This window comes from Allorhizobium ampelinum S4 (assembly GCF_000016285.1).
Taxonomy (GTDB): Bacteria; Pseudomonadota; Alphaproteobacteria; order Rhizobiales; family Rhizobiaceae; genus Allorhizobium; species Allorhizobium ampelinum.
Genome location: NC_011989.1, coordinates 1,557,875 through 1,577,175, shown reverse-complemented (window position 1 = coordinate 1,577,175; position 19,301 = coordinate 1,557,875). Strand labels below are relative to the sequence as shown.

The following is a 19,301-nucleotide window of genomic DNA, read 5'->3' as shown; positions in this document are numbered from 1 at the left end:
CGTGATTAAGGCTCGCGTCACCGTTACGTTGAAAAACGGCGTTCTGGACCCGCAAGGCAAGGCTATCGAAGGAGCGCTCGGCGCGCTCGGCTTCGGTGGCGTCAACCATGTCCGCCAGGGCAAGGTTTTCGACCTGTCGCTCGATACCGCCGACAAGGCCGCAGCAGAAGCGGAATTGAAAGCCATGTGCGAAAAGCTGCTGGCCAATACCGTGATCGAAAATTACGCGATCTCGATCGATTGAACGGACTGTTCCCGGTGACGGGGACGGCAATGCGGCAATGCGCTTAATAAGACGCATGATGCTTTGGGATTTACCTTGGGAAGAACGCAAGCCGATCTTTCCAAGGCAAATGACATCACAAGAGATCCAGAGGTCGTCTGGTTGAAACATCAACCCAGAAGTGTCTGGAGCAGACAGTCAATTGGGAGCCGACGCCATGAAATCCGCCGTTGTTCAACTGCCCGGCCTGAACCGTGACCGCGATATGATCGCGGCTCTGACCAAGATTTCCGGCACCCCACCCGTCACCATCTGGCAGACGGAAACCGAAATTCCGGATGTCGACCTCATCGTCATTCCCGGCGGCTTTTCCTATGGCGACTACCTGCGTTGCGGCGCCATTGCCGCGCGCATGCCGGTCATGCAGGCCATCAAGGCCAAAGCCGATCAAGGCGTCAAGGTTCTCGGTGTCTGCAACGGTTTCCAAATCCTGCTGGAAGCCGGCATGCTGCCAGGCGCGCTGATGCGCAATGCGTCGTTGAAATTTGTCTGCCGCGAAGTGAAGCTGGAAGTCGTCAATGACGATACAGATTTCTCCCGCGCTTATGCTGCAGGCCAGATCATCCGCTGCCCGGTCGCCCATCACGACGGCAATTATTTTGCTGACCCCGACACACTGCAATCCATCGAAGGCAATGGCCAGGTGGTGTTTCGCTACGCCGAAGGCACCAATCCAAATGGCTCTCTCAACAATATTGCTGGCGTGATCAACGCCAATGGCAATGTGCTGGGCATGATGCCGCATCCGGAAAACCTGATCGAAGCCGCCCATGGCGGCAATGACGGTCGGGGCCTGTTTGCGTCCGCTCTCGACGTCGTCGCCGCAGCCTGAGACCGGTTGTTGATTTGAATTTAAAACCGGACTCGGATTCACCCATGCGCAAGCCACTTCTTATGATCGCCCTTGCGGGTCTCGCCATGCTGGGTGCTTGCAAGCCGACGCCGCCTGCCGCCGTAAAACCGCAAAGCGCCCTTGACGTGATGGAGCGGGTTATGGTCAGCGCCTCATCCTGCTGGTTCAAGTCCGGAGATCCGGCCTTCAAATCCTATCGCATGGATGCCGAACTGACCTCCTATTCAGGCCAGCCGCGCATTCTTCTGGTGCGCAAGGGCAGTGGCGACATCCGTCCCCTGCTGGTGGTCATGGCGCAAGGCACGCCCGCTAGGCTTCAGGCCTTTGGACCCGTGATGAACGAGCCTCTGTCAGGCCGTATTTCCGCCGACGTCAGGCGTTGGGCAAACGGATCGTCAGCCTGCCATTAATGTTTCGATGAAACATTGAAGCGCGCTACATCGCCTTGCCCGCTGCGATAAATGTCCAGCGTGGCGATTTTGACACTGCGTTTGCTTGGAAAAATTGGCAAATTAAACCTCGGCGAATCATCGGGATTCGAACGAGGAATTTGAATAATAATGATTGCGCTGTCTTCGATAAAAGCACCGGCCTTGACCGGCCTTTTACTGTTTACGATCACCACCCAATCCGCATTTGCTGGCGACACTGTTTTTGACGAGTTGCGTTTCGGGGCCGTCACCTCGATCCAGGGCCATGAACATGGCGGGGCCGGTGAAGTCACCATGTTGTTCGACCCATTCTCCCGCGATTCCGCCTCCGGTTTCCTTGACAGCCTCGCACGGCCAAGGGTTCATGTCGGCGGAGAAATCGGTGGCGACAGCCTCAACAATCAGATCTATGCCGGCTTCAGCTGGACGACGGACATCTTCTCCTCCAAAACCTTTATCGAAGCAGGCTTTGGCGGCGTCATTCATGATGGCGCCATTGATGAGCAACACCGCAACGGCCCGGATCTTGGCTGCCGCGTGCTGTTTCGCGAATATGCGGCGCTCGGCTACCGCATCAACAAGACCTGGAGCATCATGGGGCAGATCGAGCACGCTTCAAACGCCGATCTCTGCGATCCAAATGATGGGATGACCCGGGCGGGCGTGATGGTCGGTTATAAATTCTGACGATCATGCTCAATGATCGGCTGGACTACAGCATGGGGAACTTGATCGGCGCATGATGATGCGGTGGCAAAAGTTCAGCCCTCCAGTGAAGATAAATAGACTTACGCATTTCCAGGCGGGCTTCGTCACGCGATATGCCGATATCGTGCAACAGATGCGTATCCAGATCCGTAAGGTCCTTTCGGGTCCGGCGCGTAACCTGCCACCGCTTCAGACGTCCCCTCACCGTCCCGATATTTTCCAAGAGCCGCCATACAGGACCACGCAAACCACTGCCGTGATGATTACTTGACTGGGCATTGCCAGCAACATCCGTGCCCCGCAAGATAATTGTATCTATTGTCACCATCACCATGATCCTGAAATCTCGTAATCTTCGATTGCGTCACTTGTTATCCGTGCATTTATAGATACAATCGCACTATTGAAGGTGACAATAAGGATAATTGTCATGGTAACACATTGGCTCCCCGACCTTTCGACAGCAGAGGGTCCGCTTTATATCAGGATTGCGGATCGGGCAGAGGCGGATATCAAGACCGGCAGGTTGTCGTCCGGCGCAAAGCTGCCGCCGCAGCGGGATCTTGCCTTTGATTTGAAGGTAACAATCGGGACAATTACCCGTGCCTATGCGCTATTGCGGGAACGTGGGCTGGTGACCGGTGAAGTCGGGCGCGGCACTTACGTCCAGTCAAGCCTGGCCGAGAGCGAAACCGATATTCATCGCGACCCGGTTACCCTCACCTATGGCGGCACGCGAACGCTGTCGCCGCCGCCGGGCAAGCTGCGTTTTGACACCACCGCTGCCATCGATGTCGGCCAGGCGGACATTATCGGCCGTTTGATGACAGATATTGCCCGCGATCAACCGGACGAGATCGCCAGCTACACCCGGACCCTGCTACCGGACTGGCTGGAAGCGGGCCGCCGCTGGCTATCGAATGGCGACTGGAGCCCAGAGGCTGCCAATATCGTTCCACAGATGGGTGTACATGCCGGAGTGAATGCGGTGATCGCCGCGATCAGCGGCACCGGTGACCGGATCGTTTGCGAACACCTGACCTATTCACAGATTGCCCGTAGCGCCTCGCTGATGGGTCGCCAGATTGCGTTGGTGGATTCAGACCATGACGGCATCATGCCGGAGGACTTTGAACGGGTCTGCGCACGCGAGCACCCAAAGGCAGCCTTCATCATGTCATCGGGCCAAAATCCGACGCTATCCTGCCTGCCCCTGTCACGGCGGCTGGAGATCATCGACATCGCCCGCCGTTATAATGTCTGGCTGATCGAGGATTACATTTATGGAGCGCTGGTCGACGATGGCATTCCCTTGCTGGCCCAACTGGCGCCAGACAGGACATTTCTGCTCAACAGCCTGTCTAAATCCGTGGCGGCCGGGGTGCGCGGCGGCTGGGTCGCCTGCCCTGACCATATGAGCCAGCGCGTCCGCGTCACCCAGAAAATGGTCTGCGGCGGCCTGCCCTTCTTGCTGGCGGAACTATCGGCGCGCCTGGTTCTGTCGGGGGCTGCCGACGATATTCGCGGGCGGGTGCTGGAAGAGCTTTCGGCTCGGGAACAGATTGTCCGGCAGTTGTTCGAAGGTTACGAATTCCGCTCGCATCCACGCCTGCCGTATTTCTGGCTGAAACTGCCGGAGCCATGGCTCTCTGGCACATTCAAGCAGGCCGCACTGGACCAGGGCGTGTTGATCGACGATGAGGATGAGTTCAAACCGGCCCGTTCATCGCGGGTCTTCCACCATATCCGCGCTGGCTTCAGCGAAGGGCGGGATCGAAGCATCGCCGAAGGTGGCCTGATCACGCTCAGACGGATTCTCGACCAGATCCCGGTCGGCAGCAACGCCGTCATGTAACGGCGTTGCCTCAAAGGATCAGATCGTCGTCAGCGTCCAGTTGACGATATCGCCGCTAACCTTGGCGAAAGCCTGCGACAGAGCGTTGACAAGCGCCTGATTATCGCCGCCACGGGCGGGAACGCTGGCGGAAAACACCTTCTGGGAAATCACACTGCCATTGCGGTCATTGAGCAGCTTGACGGAAATCTCGACATTGGCCCGGCGAATACCGCCAGCCTCGACCTCGAAGGTCCTGATATCGGAAAGCAATTGATAATCGATTGCCAGGCCCTGCCCCGGCTTGCCTACGCCGCCGAGCTTACCGGTATTTTCGAAAGCCTCGACCAGTTTTGACTGCACCATACGTGGCAGCTTGTCGCTCCATTGCGACTTGGCCAGATATTGCATTTCCGTACCGGACACCCGCACCACGATCATGTCGCTGTCGAGCACTTTCAGCGCGGTCGGATCGGCAACCAGAACCTGCCGTTTCTGAGCAGATTGGGTCGTGGTGGCGGCACGGATACTGGCCAGATCATATGTGTCATTCGGCGACGTGCCGCAGCCCGCCAGCATCACGCCGAGAATGGACAGGGCACAAGCGGCGCGCAACACCGCCATTGGACGCAGAACCGCTAAAGAATACCCCATCATCTGTCCCTTTTTCACGGAAAAACCTGTCACCGTCTTGTCCGCCCATCATATTGCTTGACGTTGTCGCCACCGAAGATCAGCCGTTGCGGATCGCGGTCAAAATTGCTGATCGTGTCATCCAGGTTCTTCACGGTGCTGCGCGTATCGTTGACCAGCGTCTGAATGTCCTTCAGGCCCGAAGACGAGAATTTCGACAGGTTGTCGGCAATCGGGCCGATCTTCTGGTTGAGATTGTCAGCCACGGCGCGAATGGACTGAAGCGTGCGCTTGGCCTCAGCCGAAAGAGAATTGGTGTCGTCGGAGCCCAGCAGCGCGTCGACCTTGGCCAGAATACCATCAACCCTGGTCGAGGCGTTGTTCAACCGGTTGGAAAGCTGGGTAAAGTCGCTGATGGCCTGGTCGATATCCGGTTTACGATCCTTGAAGGTCTCGGTCACCGATTGGACATTGGCAGCAGCACTGCGGGCGTCGGTAACGGCCACCGAAACATCATCCACGACGCGCGAGACCTTCTGCGTATCGATCGCGGCAATCAGCGCGTTGACCTGTCCTAGCGTTCCTTCAGCCTTCACACCGAAATCGTTGAAGGTCTTTGCCGTCGCCGAAAAATTGTCGACGGCGACGCCGACTTTGTCGGAGGCATCGGCAATCTTGCCGGTAAAGGTTTCGGCATTGGTCAGGATCTGGTTGACCTTGTTGCGGTCCACTGCCTTCAGCAGGTCTTCGGCTGCGGCAAGTGTCGAATCAAGCCGCCCGGAGAGACCTGTAATCGTATCGGAAAGCGCGCTGACGCTCTTCAGGAAGGTGTCGATACCATCGGCATTGTCAGCCAGAGCCTTGGAAAAAGTTTCAGCATTGCGCATCGTATTCGTCAACGGCCCGCGCGCATCGGCGACGAAGCCCTGAACATTGGCAATAGCATCATCGGCGCGCTTCATGATCTTGTCAGCCGTCGCCAGAAGATTGGTCAGGCTGGACTGATCGGCCACCAGGACCGCTGTCTTGCCGGTCTCCTGGGCTTTCTTCAGCAAATCGTCGCCACCAACGCCCCCCGACATTTCGACATAGGCAGCACCGGTCAGGCCCTGAACCTCAAGCGCCGCCTTGGTATTGGAGCGAATAGGCGCATCCTGCTGCACCTGTGTCTCAGCGATGGAAAAGGCCGGATCATCACGGTCGATGCTCAAGGAAACGACCGAGCCGATCTGGATGCCGTTGAAACGCACCGGAGAGCCGACGCTCAGACCATTGGCGGAGCCAGGGATGCGGATGGTCAGTGGTGACATTGGACCACCACGGCCATATTCGGCCATCCAGTAGACAAAACCAAATGCCGCAAGGATCACAAGAAGCGTGAACAAGCCGACGATGGTGTAATTTGCTTTGGTTTCCATAGGATCTCAATCAATCGTGCCGGCAATCGCGCGGGTGCCGCGCATTTCCTGATGTTTGGGAATGGAGCGCGCCCGTTTGCCCCGGAAATAGGATTTGACCCAGTCATCGTCGCAGGCGAGCATATCCGTTAACGGTCCTTCAACCAAGACTCGTTTCTGTCCGAGCACAGCGATGCGATCGCAGACCGAAAACAGGCTGTCGAGGTCATGGGTCACCATATAGACGGTCAGCCCCAGCGTATCGCGCAGACGGGCAATCAAATCATCGAACTCGGCAGCGCCAATTGGGTCGAGGCCGGAGGTCGGTTCATCGAGAAACACCAGGTCCGGGTCAAGCGCCAGCGCACGCGCCAAAGCCGCCCGCTTGATCATGCCGCCGGACAATTCCGAGGGGTATTTGTCCCCGGCATCCGCAGAAAGGCCAACCATCTGGATTTTCAGATAGGCCAGTTCATCCATCAGCACTTGCGGAAGCTTCAGATATTCCCGCATCGGCAATTGGATGTTTTCCTTGACCGTCAGGGCGGAAAACAAGGCGCCATGCTGGAACAGCACACCAAGACGTGTATCGAGATTGGAACGCTCGGCAGCGCTGACAGCATCGTAGTCTGCGCCCAGAATATGGATCTGACCGGCCTGGCGCGGCAAAAGCCTCAACACCGTGCGCATCAGCACCGATTTCCCCGCACCCGAAGCCCCGACAAAACCGAGAATTTCGCCGCGATAGACATCGAGATCGAGATTGTCCAGCACCAGTTTTTCACCGAAACCAACAGTCAGACCACGCACGGACAGCACCGCTTCGCGCCCTTCCTTGAGCGGCGGCACTTCCTGTGTCGGGTGATTGTCTCTGTCTTGATTGTTCAGGTCTTGCTGTTCCACGGCGGCCCCTTAAAAATTGATCGCTGCGTAGAATACGGCAAACAGCCCATCCATGAGGATGACGACGAAGATCGACTTCACCACCGAGGCGGTGACGTGCTGGCCGAGCGACTCGGCGCTACCGCCAACCTTCATACCCTCCACCGCCGCGACGATGCCGATCACCACAGCCATGAACGGCGCCTTGATCAGGCCGGCAGCGAAGGTGGCATAATCCACGGCGTCATGCAGACGGGTAACAAAGACCTGAAAGGTAATGCCGGAATAGGCAAAGGAAACGACCGCGGCACCGTAAAGCGCCGCAAAATTGGCGATAACCGTCAGAAGCGGCAGTGCAATGACCAGAGCGACGATACGCGGCAACACCAGAACGCCGATTGGGTTGAGGCCGATAACCTTCAGCGCATCCACTTCCTCGCGCATCTTCATCGAGCCGATTTCAGCGGTGATGGCGCTGCCCGAACGGCCAGCGATCATGATGGCGGTCAACAGAACGCCGATCTCGCGCAATTGCAGAATGCCGACCAGGTCGACCACGAAGACTTCGGCGCCGAAATAGCGAAGCTGGAAGGCGCCCTGCTGGGCGATGATCGCCCCGATCAGGAAGGACATCAGCAGGATGATCGGTACCGCCCGAAGACCCATATGGTCCAACTGATTGACGATGGAAGCAATGGACGCCCGCCCGCCGCGTCTTTCCTTGGATTGCGTGCCACGCACCGCCGAGCCGAGCACATAGCTCATGGCCAACACGTCTTCAAACAGGCTGACGCTCATCTTGCCAACCGGCTCTAACACCCGCTGGAAGAAGGGGCGGCGATCCACGACCTTTTCTGGCAAAGGCGGCTGTTCGGGCAGCGCGGAAATCAGCTCCCGCATCGCGTCGCTGCCACCGACAATCTGCACATCGCCCTGCTTGGAAGCGGCCAGCTCGATGCGGCGGATGATCCAAGCGCCGGATGTATCAAGACTTGAAATGCCGGTGATGTCGATCTCGACATGGCCGTTCAACGTTTCGCGCAGTTCCAGCAGTTTTGGAATCACGGTATCAACCGTGGTATTGCGCCACGAACCACTCAGGCGAAGCCGCTGCCCGGCCTCCCCTTCCAGCTGTTCGGCATCGACCGTGGCATTGTCCATCTGACCGGAACTCAAAACGTATACACTTTCAAAGCCATCACTCAGAGAGTGGGCAAGCCGCCATCGGCTTGATGCTGACGACTATATATCGTTCCCGCGCGACAATTCCACTGATCTTTGCGGGAAAAGTGTCGATCAACCTATGGGCAACACTTCGGTCCACAGGCTTTTGTCACCTATAACCATTTTAGGCGTTGCAGCGTGCCGCCTGCGTTTCTGTTCCAGCGGGGTTTTCCACCGGAAAAATGCGAATCGGCTCCGGCGGACCCAGCAGGCGCGGTTGATCAGCGGCATTATAGCGCGTACCCCATTCGATCAATTCGAAATGACCGTCATGATGTTCGGCCACCGCAGTGCAGCTTTCCACCCAATCACCGGTATTGATGTAATGGATACCGCCGACATCCTCCATGACAGCATGATGGATATGGCCACAGATCACCCCATGCACGTCGTTGCGGCGCGCTTCGTCGGCAACGACTTTCTGGAATTCTCCGATAAAATTGACCGCATGCTTGACCTGTAGCTTGGCCCAGGCAGAAAATGACCAATAGGGCATGCCCATCCGGCGGCGGACAGCCGCCAGAACCACGTTGATGGCAATCGCCATGTCATAAGCCCAGTCACCCATATAGGCGAGCAGGCGCGCATTGCGCACCACCACATCGAACTGGTCGCCATGCAGAACCAGATAGCGCTTGTTATCCGCCGTCTCGTGAATCATCTGGTCCAGCACTTCGATTCCTCCAAAATGGGTTCCGGGAAAACCCCGGAGGAATTCGTCGTGATTTCCGGGGATATAGACAATTCTTGTCCCCTTGCGCGCCTTGCGCAGCAATTTCTGCACCACATCATTACAGCCCTGAGGCCAATACCAGCTGCGTTTCAACCGCCAGCCGTCGACGATATCGCCAACCAGAACGATGGTGTCGGCATCGTAAACACGCAGAAAATCCAGCAAAAAATCAGTTTTTGCGGCCTTAGAGCCGAGATGCACATCCGAAATGAAGAGGGTTCTCACATGTCGCGTTTCGGTTTCGTCGCTCACGGGAATGGTCCTTTACGATCAGCTTTGGCATGCTCTCAAAATCAGACTCGTGTTTCAGGATGATGACACGGGCAACACACCGATGGGCTGCAATTGCCATGCCCACCAGAAATATGTTCTGGTCCGTGGAACGATTTGTTGTAAGAGATGGGAAGAGTTGAACGATGAAGCGGCAAGAAGCATGACCGACGACAAAACCAAGACGAATTCGCCCGCCTCTGGCGATCTGGACGAACAGGCTCTGTTCTACCATTTGCATCCCCGCCCCGGCAAATTAGAGATCCAGGCAACCAAGCCGCTGGGCAACCAGCGCGATCTGGCGCTTGCCTATTCCCCGGGTGTTGCGGCTCCCTGCCTTGCGATTCGCGATAATCCACAAGCCGCTGACGATTACACGGCCCGCGCCAATCTGGTCGCGGTGATTTCCAACGGCACCGCTGTCCTCGGCCTCGGCAATATCGGCCCGCTGGCCTCAAAGCCGGTCATGGAAGGCAAAGCCGTCCTGTTCAAGAAATTCGCCGGTATCGATGTGTTTGACATCGAGGTCGACGCCATGACTGTCGATGCCATGGTCTCCACCGTCGCCTCGCTGGAGCCGACCTTCGGCGGTATCAACCTTGAAGATATCAAGGCGCCGGAATGCTTCGAAATCGAGCAGCAATTGCGCGACCGGATGAATATTCCGGTGTTTCACGATGACCAGCACGGCACCGCGATCATCGTCGCCGCAGCCATTCTGAACGGCCTTGAACTGGCCGGTAAAACCATCGGCGACGTCAAGATCGTCGCGTCAGGCGCGGGTGCCGCGGCTCTTGCCTGCCTCAACCTTCTGGTTGCACTTGGCGCGAAACGTGAAAACATCTGGGTTCATGACATTGAGGGCCTGGTCTACAAGGGCCGTAACGAGCTGATGGACCCCTGGAAAGAGGTCTATGCCCAGGAAAGCGACAAGCGGGTGCTTGCTGAAAGCATCGGCGGTGCAGATGTATTCCTCGGCCTGTCCGCTGCGGGAGTCCTGAAGCCGGAACTGCTGGAACAGATGGCGCCAAGCCCGCTAATCATGGCTCTGGCCAATCCAAAGCCCGAAATCATGCCGGAACTGGCGCGCACTGCCCGTCCCGACGCGATGATCTGCACCGGCCGGTCGGACTATCCCAACCAGGTCAATAACGTTCTCTGCTTCCCTTATATCTTCCGGGGCGCTCTGGATTGCGGCGCGACCACGATCAACGAAGAGATGAAGATGGCCGCTGTCAAGGCCATCGCAGCACTCGCCCGCGAAGAAGTCTCAGAGGTGGCAGCCAGGGCCTATACCGGCGACTCGCCGACTTTCGGACCTGAATATCTGATCCCCTCGCCTTTCGATCCACGCCTCATCCTGCGCATTGCGCCCGCCGTGGCAAAAGCCGCCGAAGAGAGTGGCGTCGCCCGCAGGCCGATTGCCGATTATGACAGCTATCTCGATACTCTGAGCCGTTTCGTGTTCCGCTCCGGCTTCATCATGAAGCCGATCTTTGCCAATGCAAAAGCGGCTGTGAAAAAGCGGGTGATCTTTGCCGAAGGCGAGGATGAACGGGTGTTGCGCGCTGCCCAGGTGCTGCTGGAAGACGGAATTGGTGAACCGATCCTGATCGGTCGTCCGCAGATTATCGAAACGCGCCTGAAACGCTTTGGCCTGCGCATCCGGCCCGGCATCGATTTTGCCATCGTCAATCCGGAAGACGATCCACGCTACCGAGACTATGTGGACGATTATGTAGCGCTGGTTGGACGGTCCGGTATCAATCCCGAAGCCGCAAGAACCATCGTGCGCACCAATACCACCGTGATCGGCGCGCTATCGTTGAAGCGCGGCGAAGCAGATGCGCTGATCTGTGGCGTTGAAGGCCGGTTTGACAGGCATGTTCACGATGTCGGTCAAATTCTCGGCAAAAAGCCGAATGTCCGGGACTTTTCCGGTCTCAGCCTGCTGATTTCCCAGCGTGGTGCGGTTTTCATGACCGATACATTCGTGACCGAAAATCCAACGGCGGAAGAAGTGGCGGAAATGACCATTCTGGCCGCCCAGGCCATTCGCCAGTTCGGCATCACGCCGAAAGCCGCACTTCTGTCTCATTCCAATTTCGGCTCGCGCAATTGCGAAAGCGCCCGCAAGATGCGCGCAGCGCTTGAGATCCTGCGCAAGGAAGCGCCTGAGCTGGAAGTCGATGGTGAAATGCAGGGCGGTTCGGCCCTGTCTGAGACTTTGCGTCGACGCGCCATTCCCAACAGCACGCTGTCGGGCGATGCAAACCTGCTGGTGTTCCCCAACCTCGATTCCGCCAATATTTCGCTGGGTCTCGTTCGCACCTTTACCGATGCTTTGCATGTCGGCCCAATCCTTCTGGGAGCCGCCCAGCCAGCGCATGTTCTGTCGACGTCCGTCACCTCACGTGGCGTTGTCAATATGGCCGCTCTTGCCGTGGTGGAAGCCAACCAGCAGGTCTGACCCCCACTTTGGGTCTTTCGTATTCTGTAATCACCCAGGTTCATTCCGAACCTGGGTGATTTTTTTTGCCTGCTTACGCTTCCTTTCAGGAAGACCGGGGCCCATTTTTCCTGGCAAACGTCATGCCGAGCCGGGCGAAGATGATATTCTTCGGACACCATCTGTTTATCATCCTCTTATGCTCTGTTTCCCTTGCTCTGTTTCCTTGGGAAACGGAGTTGTCGGTGTTCGAACCGGACACAGTTGTCTTCGCAAGACATAAAATCGCAGACCTGAAACCTTATTCAACACGTGGACATTTGCCCTCAAAGGTAGAAAATAAACCCTTAAAAATTGCGGGGCTTTCATGTTTGACGATGACATTTATTTTAATTTGCTCGATTGGCTGGAGACCGCCACCAGCGCGAAATGGACCGATTTCCTGAACCGCCTGCAAATCAGCTACAACCTGTCCGGCTGTCTTTACATGGACGCTTCCATCACCTCGGCTGGCGCTCTGGTATATCGATACGGGCATACATTCGATAAGCAGGCAAAAGACCCTATCCTCATGCTCGATGCGCCTGTTTTGCGTAACGTCTTGTCACAACTCAGCCGGGCCATGGAACCGGTGGATATGCATGACCTCGCGCAATTGAGCGAAGAGGGCCTTCTGTTGCGCAGCAAGCTGCGCGATCTGCCCTTGCCGAGGCAAGCCGTCAGTTATCCGCTGCTTTCGGTCGATGGACGCGGCGCAATTCTCGCTATTGCAAGCAATGCATGTGAGGAGGAGTGGCGACGCTTTCGCCGCTGCCATGACCGCGACATCCATCTTCTGGCGGGAAAATTCCACGCAGGCCTAGTGAAACGCTGCGATGGTACCCGCCTCGGAGGTGTGCCCACCCTCACCCGACGGGAACAGGAAACCCTGCGATGGACGGCTGCGGGCAAAAGCTATTGGGAAACCGCCGTGATCCTTGGAATCTCTGAACGGACCGTGCGGTATTTTATGGCCAATGCCCGCACCAAACTCGACGCCGTCTCCAACACTCAAGCGGTGGCAAAGGCCCTGCAACGCGGCCTGATCCCACCGGAAGCACCATTATAACAGGCCACCGCCCTCCATATCTTATGTTAGCCAGACCTCTCGGCAGCTGAGTGATCCGAACTATCATGAATAGGTGGCGGCCCATATTGCCTATGCAAAAATTTCATGCCGCATGTCTGTTTTAGATATTTTCAATGCCTTCAAGACGGGGAGTGGTCCACATCTTCGATGCCTTGGTATGAGATGGTGAATCGGAGCAGTTTAACGGTCAATTCTTGTCAGTTAAACTGTCGCTACCGTCAGTTTTATTGGGATTTTTTTACACTCATATTGTGTCACCTTCCAATTAAGGAGACACGCATGCTCAAAATTCTGAACAGCCGACATAAGCAGACGCAACAGGCGGCATTGGCAGACATGTTTCGCCTGCGAAAAAAAGTATTTCATGATCTTTTGAAATGGGATGTCGTTGTACAGGGCGATTTCGAGATGGATCACTATGATGATGCCAATCCGATTTACGTTTTATCTTATGACGACAGGACAGGCCGGTTGCGCGGCTCGCTCCGCCTGCTGCCGACGCTTGGCCCGAATATGCTGGATGATACCTTTCCCATTCTATTGGACGGAAAGCCGGCCATTCGTGACATTGCCATGTGGGAATCGAGCCGGTTCTGCATCGACCCGGAAATTTCCCTGGACCGATCTTCCAACCAGGTCAGCATTGCCGCAGCCGAGCTGATGTGTGGTGTTGGTGAACTGGCCCTTGCATCGGGGCTTACGCATATCGTCACCGTGACAGATGTGTTTTTGGAGCGGATGTTTCGCCGCATGGGCTGCCCCGGCGAACGAATTGGCGCGCCGCATAAGATCGGCTCGGTTCATGCCGTGGCAATTGCCTGGGAGATCGATACCGGCATGCTCGATGCCATGAAAAACATTGCTGCCATCACCGGACGCCTGCTCGACACACCCATGTCGCTGGAACAGGCACGCGCCGCCTGACGTGGCGTCTCATATACGAAGAGCCGCCGACAATGGCTGTTCGTATGGTCGGCCTCTTGGCCCTGCCAGACGGGATTGCTAAAACAGGATTACGGGTTGGCGTTTCCAACGCCCTGCCCTATGTTCCTTTTCACTTGGCTTGATTAGTGTCCCGTCAACCGGCCCAATAGCATGGCCCAATATGGATCCGCATGCGCGCTATCGCTCTCATCGTTGTCGCGTCCTGTTGTTTCATTACCCTCGGGCCAGCCGGTCCGGTGCGGGCCGCCCCAAGCTGCGAGGCTATTCGGGCCGAGCTTGCCCAGACACCTGTCGTAATTAGCAATTCTCAGGACGTGCGCGCCTATTCGGGAGCTGTGACCCGGCAGGATTTCGAGATCCGTAAATTGCAACGCACCCTGCAACAGGCCGGATGCTCCTCCAGTATCGCCATTCTCGACGGACATGGACAGGATCTCTGCGCGCCAATGCAGGAGAGCCTTGCCGTCATGCAGGAAAACAAGCGTCAGCTTCTGATCGAACGCAATGCGGCGGGCATGAAGGGCGGCGTCAATCCCCGCCACGAGGAACTGACGGCTGCTTTGCAATCGAATGGCTGTGATATCACCGAACCGGCCCCGGCACTCCAGGACACGGATGACAGCGAGGAGACGGCCAGGCCCTTTGAGGCCCCGGTCTATCCGGATTACCCATTGCGCAACGAGGCGCCGATTTCATCATCCAGCAACGGCCTTATGCTGCCTTCGGGACAGGGCGGATACAGAACGCTCTGCGTCCGAACCTGCGATGGCGGCTTTTTCCCGATCTCGCCCAGCACACCCGCCCGCGATTTTGGTCGCGATGCCGAAACATGCAACCGGCTTTGTCCAGGTACCGAAGCCGAACTCTATTATTCCCGCCTCACCGACGAGGCCAAGGATATGGTTTCAACCGTGACCGGCCAGCCTTATCGCGATATGCCCCATGCTTTTGCCTATCTCAGCCGGGTACCCGGGCAGCCGGGACAATGCAGTTGCAACAGGAGCAACTCTGACGGCTTGCAGACCAATGCTCCAAAGCCTGGTTTAGGGACTGATTCTGGCGGGTCCTCAGTCATTTCCATCACATCCAATGGATCCGCCGCCAGCACCAGACAGATGGATGCCCCGCCTGGTGCGCAGGTCAAAACGTCGACCGACCAAAAGGCGACGACTGGCATGGAAGCCACGAATAAGCCAGTTCCTGAACCTGAGGCAGTGAGCCGACCCTATGATCCAGGACGCCAATCGGTACGCCGCGTTGGCCCAACGTTCCTGCCGTCCAACACCAGCCAGATTGACCTCGTTCATCCAGCGCTTCCAGGCGCACAACCGGTTCAGGAATAGGCTTCTTCAGCATCGTACCGATTCCGGTTTTTATCCGATCTATGGGGCGGATAAACCGGGCTATTGGAATTCGAAGATCTGGCGGAACATGCCGGGGGCGATAATCGATAGCGGGTTCACCACCAGATGCGGGGCATCGACCGGGCCTTTTAGCTTGAAGGTAATGCCCAAAAGGCCACGGTCCCGGCCATTGCCAAGGATGGCACCGATAATCGGCACTTCCGCAAACAGCCGATTGAGACCATAGGCGGGCATGAATGTCCCGGTCATTTCCATCTGGCCCCTGGTATCCTTGATGGTGCCCTGGAACGATGCGCCGACCTGTTCGCCCCGGACAATGCCGTTATCGGTCCTGAGCACGCCGTCCTGATAGATCAGCCGGGCGAAGGCCCGCTGGAATTTTTCCGAGCTGACATCCAGGTCACGTTTGACCGCCGTATTCAGGCTACGCCCATCATCGGTTGCCGGGGTCGTGACGATTTTCTGTAACCGATCCTCATTCTCGACCCGGAAATTGCGCAGATCAACATTGCCCATCCAGTTCTTGTTCAGATCGCCACGGATTTTCACATCCAGCATGCCGCCGCGCATATGGCTATAGAGATCGACGAACCGCACCAACGTGCCTGCATCGCTGGAAATCAGCGATATCTCATTGCCATTTCCAGCCTTGGCCGACTGGACAACGACCGCTTGGCCGGTGTCGGTCACGGCACTCATTTTCAGCGCCGTTACTGCCCCCGATCGGGAACCATAGACCAGCCTGACGCCGGAAAGGGCTTCGTCATTGAAGCCAATCAGCTTATCGACATCGACACTTATATCGACATCGGTCGAATTGCTTGACGATCGACCGTCGCCAGTCGCACCATTGGAAGAGCTGCCGGATTTCAGCTTCTTCAGCAAAACACGGCCATCAACACTGCTACCACTGACCTTTGCGTTGATGACACCCTTGTTGACCTGAACCGAAAGGCCGAAATCATCGGCGGAGGCCAGTTTGACATGGTCGAGATCCGCCCCAACCAGCCCATTGGTTTTGGATACCACAAGCTTGCCAGTCGCCCCGAACCCGTCGCCGTCGAGATTGAACTTGTCGAGCATGAACAGGCCGGACTTGTCCTGCAATTCCATCGACACCTTGGCGGGAATGCCGGAACCCTTGGTCCAGCCAATAACCGGGACGTTCAAAGTCGCGCGCGACAGGTCGCTTTTCACCAGTTGGCGATTGTCATCGAGGCGCGACACTTCCAGATCGATGGTGCCACCAACAATGTCGCCAAGGCCCGGCACGAGCTTGGCGCGCTGGCTGTCGTTCAGCTGTCCTTTCACCGTCCAGCTAGGCGCTCTATTGGAACCGCGGTCGACCGGCTGGGAGAAGTCGATCTCCACCGGCACGCCATCGATCTGGGCGTCCCCTTGCAGTACAGCATTTTGCGGATCCACGACCAGCGTGCCATCGAAGCCGGTGATCTTCTTGTCCATATAGGGCCGCTTGAGATCGACCCCCTTCATATCCAGAGAGGCCTTCCACACTTCCGGTGGAGGTTTCTGATCGGCGATGATGCCGCCATAGAGCTGAACATCGGCCTTGATCTCGCCTGCAAAATCCTCCGGCACGAATTCCGTGCGTTGCAAGGCTTGCATGGGCTTGAAGGTTGCAAGTTCCGCCATGGCGTCAGCCGGGCCGCTGACGGAAACGGCGATATTGGCCATCAACGGCTTCTTGTAGGTATTGGCGATCGCAAATGTGCCTTTGTCCAACTTGACCTTGCGTCCCGAAGGGAAATAGGACGTGCCGCCATCGATGCGCACTTCCAGATCCGGCCCTGTGAGGTCAAAATGTCCGGCAAGATCACGAATCGGCGGCAGATCGCCAGTGACGTTCATTCGCGCACCGCTGATATCGAAAGCGATTTTCAGCTCGTCAGGCCCCAGATCCAGAGGTTGGGGTATAGGTTTCATCCGCCCGGCAGGAATGAGCACATCAATCGAGGCATTGCTGATCGTGCCGCCGAACAGATTGGCCTGGACCCAGGTGCGTGGCTTCATGGCCATCCAATAGGGCCAGAGCTGCTTGACCATGGCGGTGCGCATCTCGAACAGTTTGCCGTTGAAACGGATTTCCGGCGAGGCGTTGCCAAACTGAACATTGAGCGTGGCTTGCATGCTGCCATGTGGCGTCGACACCGCCAACTCGCTGAATGTCAAATGACGCTGGCTGGGAATGAATTGTCCAAAGGCCTTGAGAGAAAACGGAAACGGCTGCTCTCCCGACGATTCCACCGAAGCCGTGCCCTGATCGACCAGCAGGTCGATGCCGATACCCCGGGCATCGCCCGGCACTGACTGCAACCGATCAAGATCGATGAACCCGCCGGAGAACGGGACATGGGTCGGGCCGAAATCCACCTCAGAGGGCCGGATTTCCGCCGTCAGCTTGTCAAAATCATAGGCGAGATTGATGTCGGCCCGCGTCAGGTCCTGCTTGTCGCCATCAACGTAGAGGATGCCGTTTTCCGTCCGCAATCGCGCCGAGAGAGCCGGTTTCTGGCTTTGTGATTGCCGCAAGGCATAGAAATCGATATTGATGCTGGTATCGGCCCCGTCCCGCCAGACCCCTGTGGGCGTGCGCTTGATCAGGAAGGGCGTGGCGATCAGATCCGTCACCGTTGCAGTCAACGACGTGGTGCGGGCTCCGTCAGTCATCGCCTCGGCGGAGATCATGCTGACCTTGCCGTTGATAGACGTCTCACCCTGGATGGCAAGCGAATCGTCCTTCCTGCGTGTCAATGTCAGATCGTTGACCTGCACATCAACCGGCTGACCAATTCCATTTTTGGCAGGCAAGGTAATACCCCCAAGGCGCAGCCGATCCAGACCTCCCCGGACAATGAAGCCATGTACATCGTCGAGATTGCCGAACATCGTCTCCATGAACGCCGGAAACTTGTCGATCCGCAGCGTGGCAAGATCCAGATCGCCGCCCTGCAACAGCCGTGAACTATCGAAATCGATGCCAGTCACGTCGATTTCGGTCACGGAAACCCGCCCCATCAGCAGCGAGATCGGATCGATGACCAGTTTGACGTCGCCGGCTTTGGAGACCACCTGCTGGGTCTTCGGATCGGTCAGGGTGACATTCTGCGCGGCGACCGCCAGATGCAAATTCTTGGAAAGACGGATGGAGGTCTGGTCGATATCGGCTTTCAGGTCGTCGCCAATCGCAGATTGAAAAGCAGCGCGCGCACCGGTCGACAGGGCCTGGTCCAGCGTACCGGTTTCAATCGCAATGGCCGCCGCCCCCAGCATGGCCATCAGCGACAGCACGATATAGGCCCCAAACCGCATCAATCTGGTCAGAGGGCCACGTCGGCGCGGGCAGTGCACAATCAAGGGATCATCGACCTGCGAGGACGGCAAGGTCTCGAGGGCAACAATGTCGCCTTTGCGAAAACGGATTTTCTCGCCCCGGATTTCTCCCATGCCTTGGCCTGTATCTCCGATATTTCCTGAAGTTCGACGGGCTGTTAGCGCACCGGCAACCTTATGATTCCAATGAATGACCGAATTCGACATCTGTCTTGACTGCACGCAGCAAACAGAATTCTGATGGCAAATTCATTACACTGGACGCGCGTCATCTGCGCTATATATCCGTCCCGGCCTTATATTTCCACAAACCGGGCAAAAGAAAGGTATCAGCATGGCGGAATTGTCGATTGGGGACATGGCTCCGGATTTCACGCTACCGCGCGATGGCGGCGGCACGGTGAGCCTCTCTTCCTTCAAGGGCAAGCAGGTGGTTGTCTATTTTTATCCCAAGGACGATACCAGCGGCTGCACCGTAGAAGCCACGTCCTTCACATCCCTGACACCGGAATTCGAGAGTTCCGGTGCTGTTATCATCGGCATTTCCCCTGATACGGTGAAAAGCCACGATAAATTCGTCGCCAAACACGGACTTGCCGTCATGCTCGGCTCGGACGAGGAGAAGACCACGCTGGAAGCCTACGGCGTGTGGAAGGAAAAAAGCATGTATGGCAAGACCTATATGGGGGTCGAGCGCAGCACCTTCCTGATCGATGCCGATGGCCGGATCGCAGGCGTCTGGCGCAAGGTGAAAGTCCCTGGTCATGCTGAGGCGGTGCTGCAAGCCGTAAAAGACAAAGCAGCATAGCTGGAAT

At 56.9% G+C, this 19,301-nt stretch carries 17 protein-coding genes; 10 read left to right on the top strand and 7 right to left on the bottom strand.

Annotated features, from left to right (window positions below; all coding sequences use genetic code 11):
- Nucleotide 1 precedes the first annotated feature (1 nt).
- The 4 genes from purS to AVI_RS07430 all read left to right on the top strand — a co-directional run bounded on the left by purS (nt 2) and on the right by AVI_RS07430 (nt 2,254).
- Nucleotides 2–244 (top strand): phosphoribosylformylglycinamidine synthase subunit PurS, encoded by a 243-nt coding sequence (gene purS / locus AVI_RS07445; protein WP_015915787.1) that lies wholly within the window; start codon nt 2–4, stop codon nt 242–244.
- 196 nt (nt 245–440) lie between these two features.
- A complete protein-coding gene (gene purQ / locus AVI_RS07440) occupies nt 441–1,115 on the top strand; it encodes a phosphoribosylformylglycinamidine synthase subunit PurQ (protein WP_015915786.1) in 675 nt (224 codons plus the stop codon).
- A 44-nt stretch (nt 1,116–1,159) separates the two neighbouring features.
- Complete coding sequence (locus AVI_RS07435; RefSeq protein ID WP_041696481.1) at nt 1,160–1,546, top strand: hypothetical protein; 387 nt, start codon at nt 1,160–1,162, stop codon at nt 1,544–1,546.
- A gap of 150 nt (nt 1,547–1,696) precedes the next feature.
- Nucleotides 1,697–2,254 carry an acyloxyacyl hydrolase gene (locus tag AVI_RS07430; protein ID WP_015915784.1) on the top strand — a complete coding sequence of 186 codons (558 nt, stop codon included), beginning with the start codon at nt 1,697–1,699 and terminating at the stop codon, nt 2,252–2,254.
- A 25-nt stretch (nt 2,255–2,279) separates the two neighbouring features.
- Here AVI_RS07430 and AVI_RS07425 read toward each other — a convergent pair whose 3' ends face one another.
- The gene (locus AVI_RS07425; protein WP_041696479.1) at nt 2,280–2,609 is read right to left on the bottom strand and encodes a DUF1127 domain-containing protein; all 330 of its coding nucleotides are present in this window, start codon (nt 2,607–2,609) and stop codon (nt 2,280–2,282) included.
- Between the two features lie 96 nt (nt 2,610–2,705).
- On the opposite strand from AVI_RS07425, the gene AVI_RS07420 reads away from it, so the two are divergent.
- Nucleotides 2,706–4,130 carry an aminotransferase-like domain-containing protein gene (locus AVI_RS07420; protein WP_015915783.1) on the top strand — a complete coding sequence of 475 codons (1,425 nt, stop codon included), beginning with the start codon at nt 2,706–2,708 and terminating at the stop codon, nt 4,128–4,130.
- Between the two features lie 18 nt (nt 4,131–4,148).
- On the opposite strand, the gene AVI_RS07415 is transcribed toward AVI_RS07420, so the two are convergent.
- The 5 genes from AVI_RS07415 to AVI_RS07395 all read right to left on the bottom strand — a co-directional run bounded on the left by AVI_RS07415 (nt 4,149) and on the right by AVI_RS07395 (nt 9,230).
- Nucleotides 4,149–4,763 (bottom strand): ABC-type transport auxiliary lipoprotein family protein, encoded by a 615-nt coding sequence (locus tag AVI_RS07415; protein WP_015915782.1) that lies wholly within the window; start codon nt 4,761–4,763, stop codon nt 4,149–4,151.
- A 29-nt stretch (nt 4,764–4,792) separates the two neighbouring features.
- Nucleotides 4,793–6,160, bottom strand: coding sequence for an MlaD family protein (locus tag AVI_RS07410; RefSeq protein ID WP_015915781.1), 1,368 nt, complete (start codon nt 6,158–6,160; stop codon nt 4,793–4,795).
- Between the two features lie 6 nt (nt 6,161–6,166).
- On the bottom strand, nt 6,167–7,027 hold the full coding sequence (locus tag AVI_RS07405) for an ABC transporter ATP-binding protein (protein ID WP_015915780.1): 861 nt from the start codon (nt 7,025–7,027) through the stop codon (nt 6,167–6,169).
- A 24-nt stretch (nt 7,028–7,051) separates the two neighbouring features.
- Nucleotides 7,052–8,182 carry an ABC transporter permease gene (locus AVI_RS07400; protein ID WP_015915779.1) on the bottom strand — a complete coding sequence of 377 codons (1,131 nt, stop codon included), beginning with the start codon at nt 8,180–8,182 and terminating at the stop codon, nt 7,052–7,054.
- Nucleotides 8,183–8,369: 187 nt separating this feature from the next.
- Complete coding sequence (locus AVI_RS07395) at nt 8,370–9,230, bottom strand: UDP-2,3-diacylglucosamine diphosphatase (RefSeq protein WP_015915778.1); 861 nt, start codon at nt 9,228–9,230, stop codon at nt 8,370–8,372.
- Nucleotides 9,231–9,411: 181 nt separating this feature from the next.
- Between AVI_RS07395 and AVI_RS07390 the strand changes: the two genes are divergently transcribed.
- The 4 genes from AVI_RS07390 (at nt 9,412) to AVI_RS07375 (ending at nt 15,114) form a co-directional block, all read left to right on the top strand.
- On the top strand, nt 9,412–11,718 hold the full coding sequence (locus AVI_RS07390) for an NADP-dependent malic enzyme (RefSeq protein WP_015915777.1): 2,307 nt from the start codon (nt 9,412–9,414) through the stop codon (nt 11,716–11,718).
- Between the two features lie 346 nt (nt 11,719–12,064).
- Complete coding sequence (locus AVI_RS07385; RefSeq protein ID WP_015915776.1) at nt 12,065–12,805, top strand: helix-turn-helix transcriptional regulator; 741 nt, start codon at nt 12,065–12,067, stop codon at nt 12,803–12,805.
- A 300-nt stretch (nt 12,806–13,105) separates the two neighbouring features.
- On the top strand, nt 13,106–13,750 hold the full coding sequence (locus tag AVI_RS07380) for an acyl-homoserine-lactone synthase (RefSeq protein ID WP_015915775.1): 645 nt from the start codon (nt 13,106–13,108) through the stop codon (nt 13,748–13,750).
- A 191-nt stretch (nt 13,751–13,941) separates the two neighbouring features.
- A complete protein-coding gene (locus AVI_RS07375) occupies nt 13,942–15,114 on the top strand; it encodes a DUF2865 domain-containing protein (RefSeq protein ID WP_015915774.1) in 1,173 nt (390 codons plus the stop codon).
- Nucleotides 15,115–15,174: 60 nt separating this feature from the next.
- Here AVI_RS07375 and AVI_RS07370 read toward each other — a convergent pair whose 3' ends face one another.
- Entirely contained in the window at nt 15,175–18,600 is a 3,426-nt protein-coding gene (locus AVI_RS07370; RefSeq protein ID WP_015915773.1) for a YhdP family protein, read from the bottom strand.
- 220 nt (nt 18,601–18,820) lie between these two features.
- Between AVI_RS07370 and bcp the strand changes: the two genes are divergently transcribed.
- Entirely contained in the window at nt 18,821–19,294 is a 474-nt protein-coding gene (gene bcp / locus AVI_RS07365) for a thioredoxin-dependent thiol peroxidase (protein ID WP_015915772.1), read from the top strand.
- Nucleotides 19,295–19,301: the final 7 nt, after the last annotated feature.

Coding starts and splice junctions, on each gene's coding strand:
- AVI_RS07385 (WP_015915776.1), top strand. CDS start 12,065: ATGTTTGACGATGACATTTATTTTAATTTGCTCGATTGGCTGGAGACC.
- AVI_RS07435 (WP_041696481.1), top strand. CDS start 1,160: ATGCGCAAGCCACTTCTTATGATCGCCCTTGCGGGTCTCGCCATGCTG.
- AVI_RS07375 (WP_015915774.1), top strand. CDS start 13,942: ATGCGCGCTATCGCTCTCATCGTTGTCGCGTCCTGTTGTTTCATTACC.
- AVI_RS07410 (WP_015915781.1), bottom strand. CDS start 6,160: ATGGAAACCAAAGCAAATTACACCATCGTCGGCTTGTTCACGCTTCTT.
- bcp (WP_015915772.1), top strand. CDS start 18,821: ATGGCGGAATTGTCGATTGGGGACATGGCTCCGGATTTCACGCTACCG.
- AVI_RS07400 (WP_015915779.1), bottom strand. CDS start 8,182: ATGGACAATGCCACGGTCGATGCCGAACAGCTGGAAGGGGAGGCCGGG.
- AVI_RS07425 (WP_041696479.1), bottom strand. CDS start 2,609: ATGGTGATGGTGACAATAGATACAATTATCTTGCGGGGCACGGATGTT.
- AVI_RS07380 (WP_015915775.1), top strand. CDS start 13,106: ATGCTCAAAATTCTGAACAGCCGACATAAGCAGACGCAACAGGCGGCA.
- AVI_RS07370 (WP_015915773.1), bottom strand. CDS start 18,600: ATGGGAGAAATCCGGGGCGAGAAAATCCGTTTTCGCAAAGGCGACATT.
- AVI_RS07415 (WP_015915782.1), bottom strand. CDS start 4,763: ATGGGGTATTCTTTAGCGGTTCTGCGTCCAATGGCGGTGTTGCGCGCC.
- AVI_RS07430 (WP_015915784.1), top strand. CDS start 1,697: ATGATTGCGCTGTCTTCGATAAAAGCACCGGCCTTGACCGGCCTTTTA.
- AVI_RS07420 (WP_015915783.1), top strand. CDS start 2,706: ATGGTAACACATTGGCTCCCCGACCTTTCGACAGCAGAGGGTCCGCTT.
- purQ (WP_015915786.1), top strand. CDS start 441: ATGAAATCCGCCGTTGTTCAACTGCCCGGCCTGAACCGTGACCGCGAT.
- AVI_RS07390 (WP_015915777.1), top strand. CDS start 9,412: ATGACCGACGACAAAACCAAGACGAATTCGCCCGCCTCTGGCGATCTG.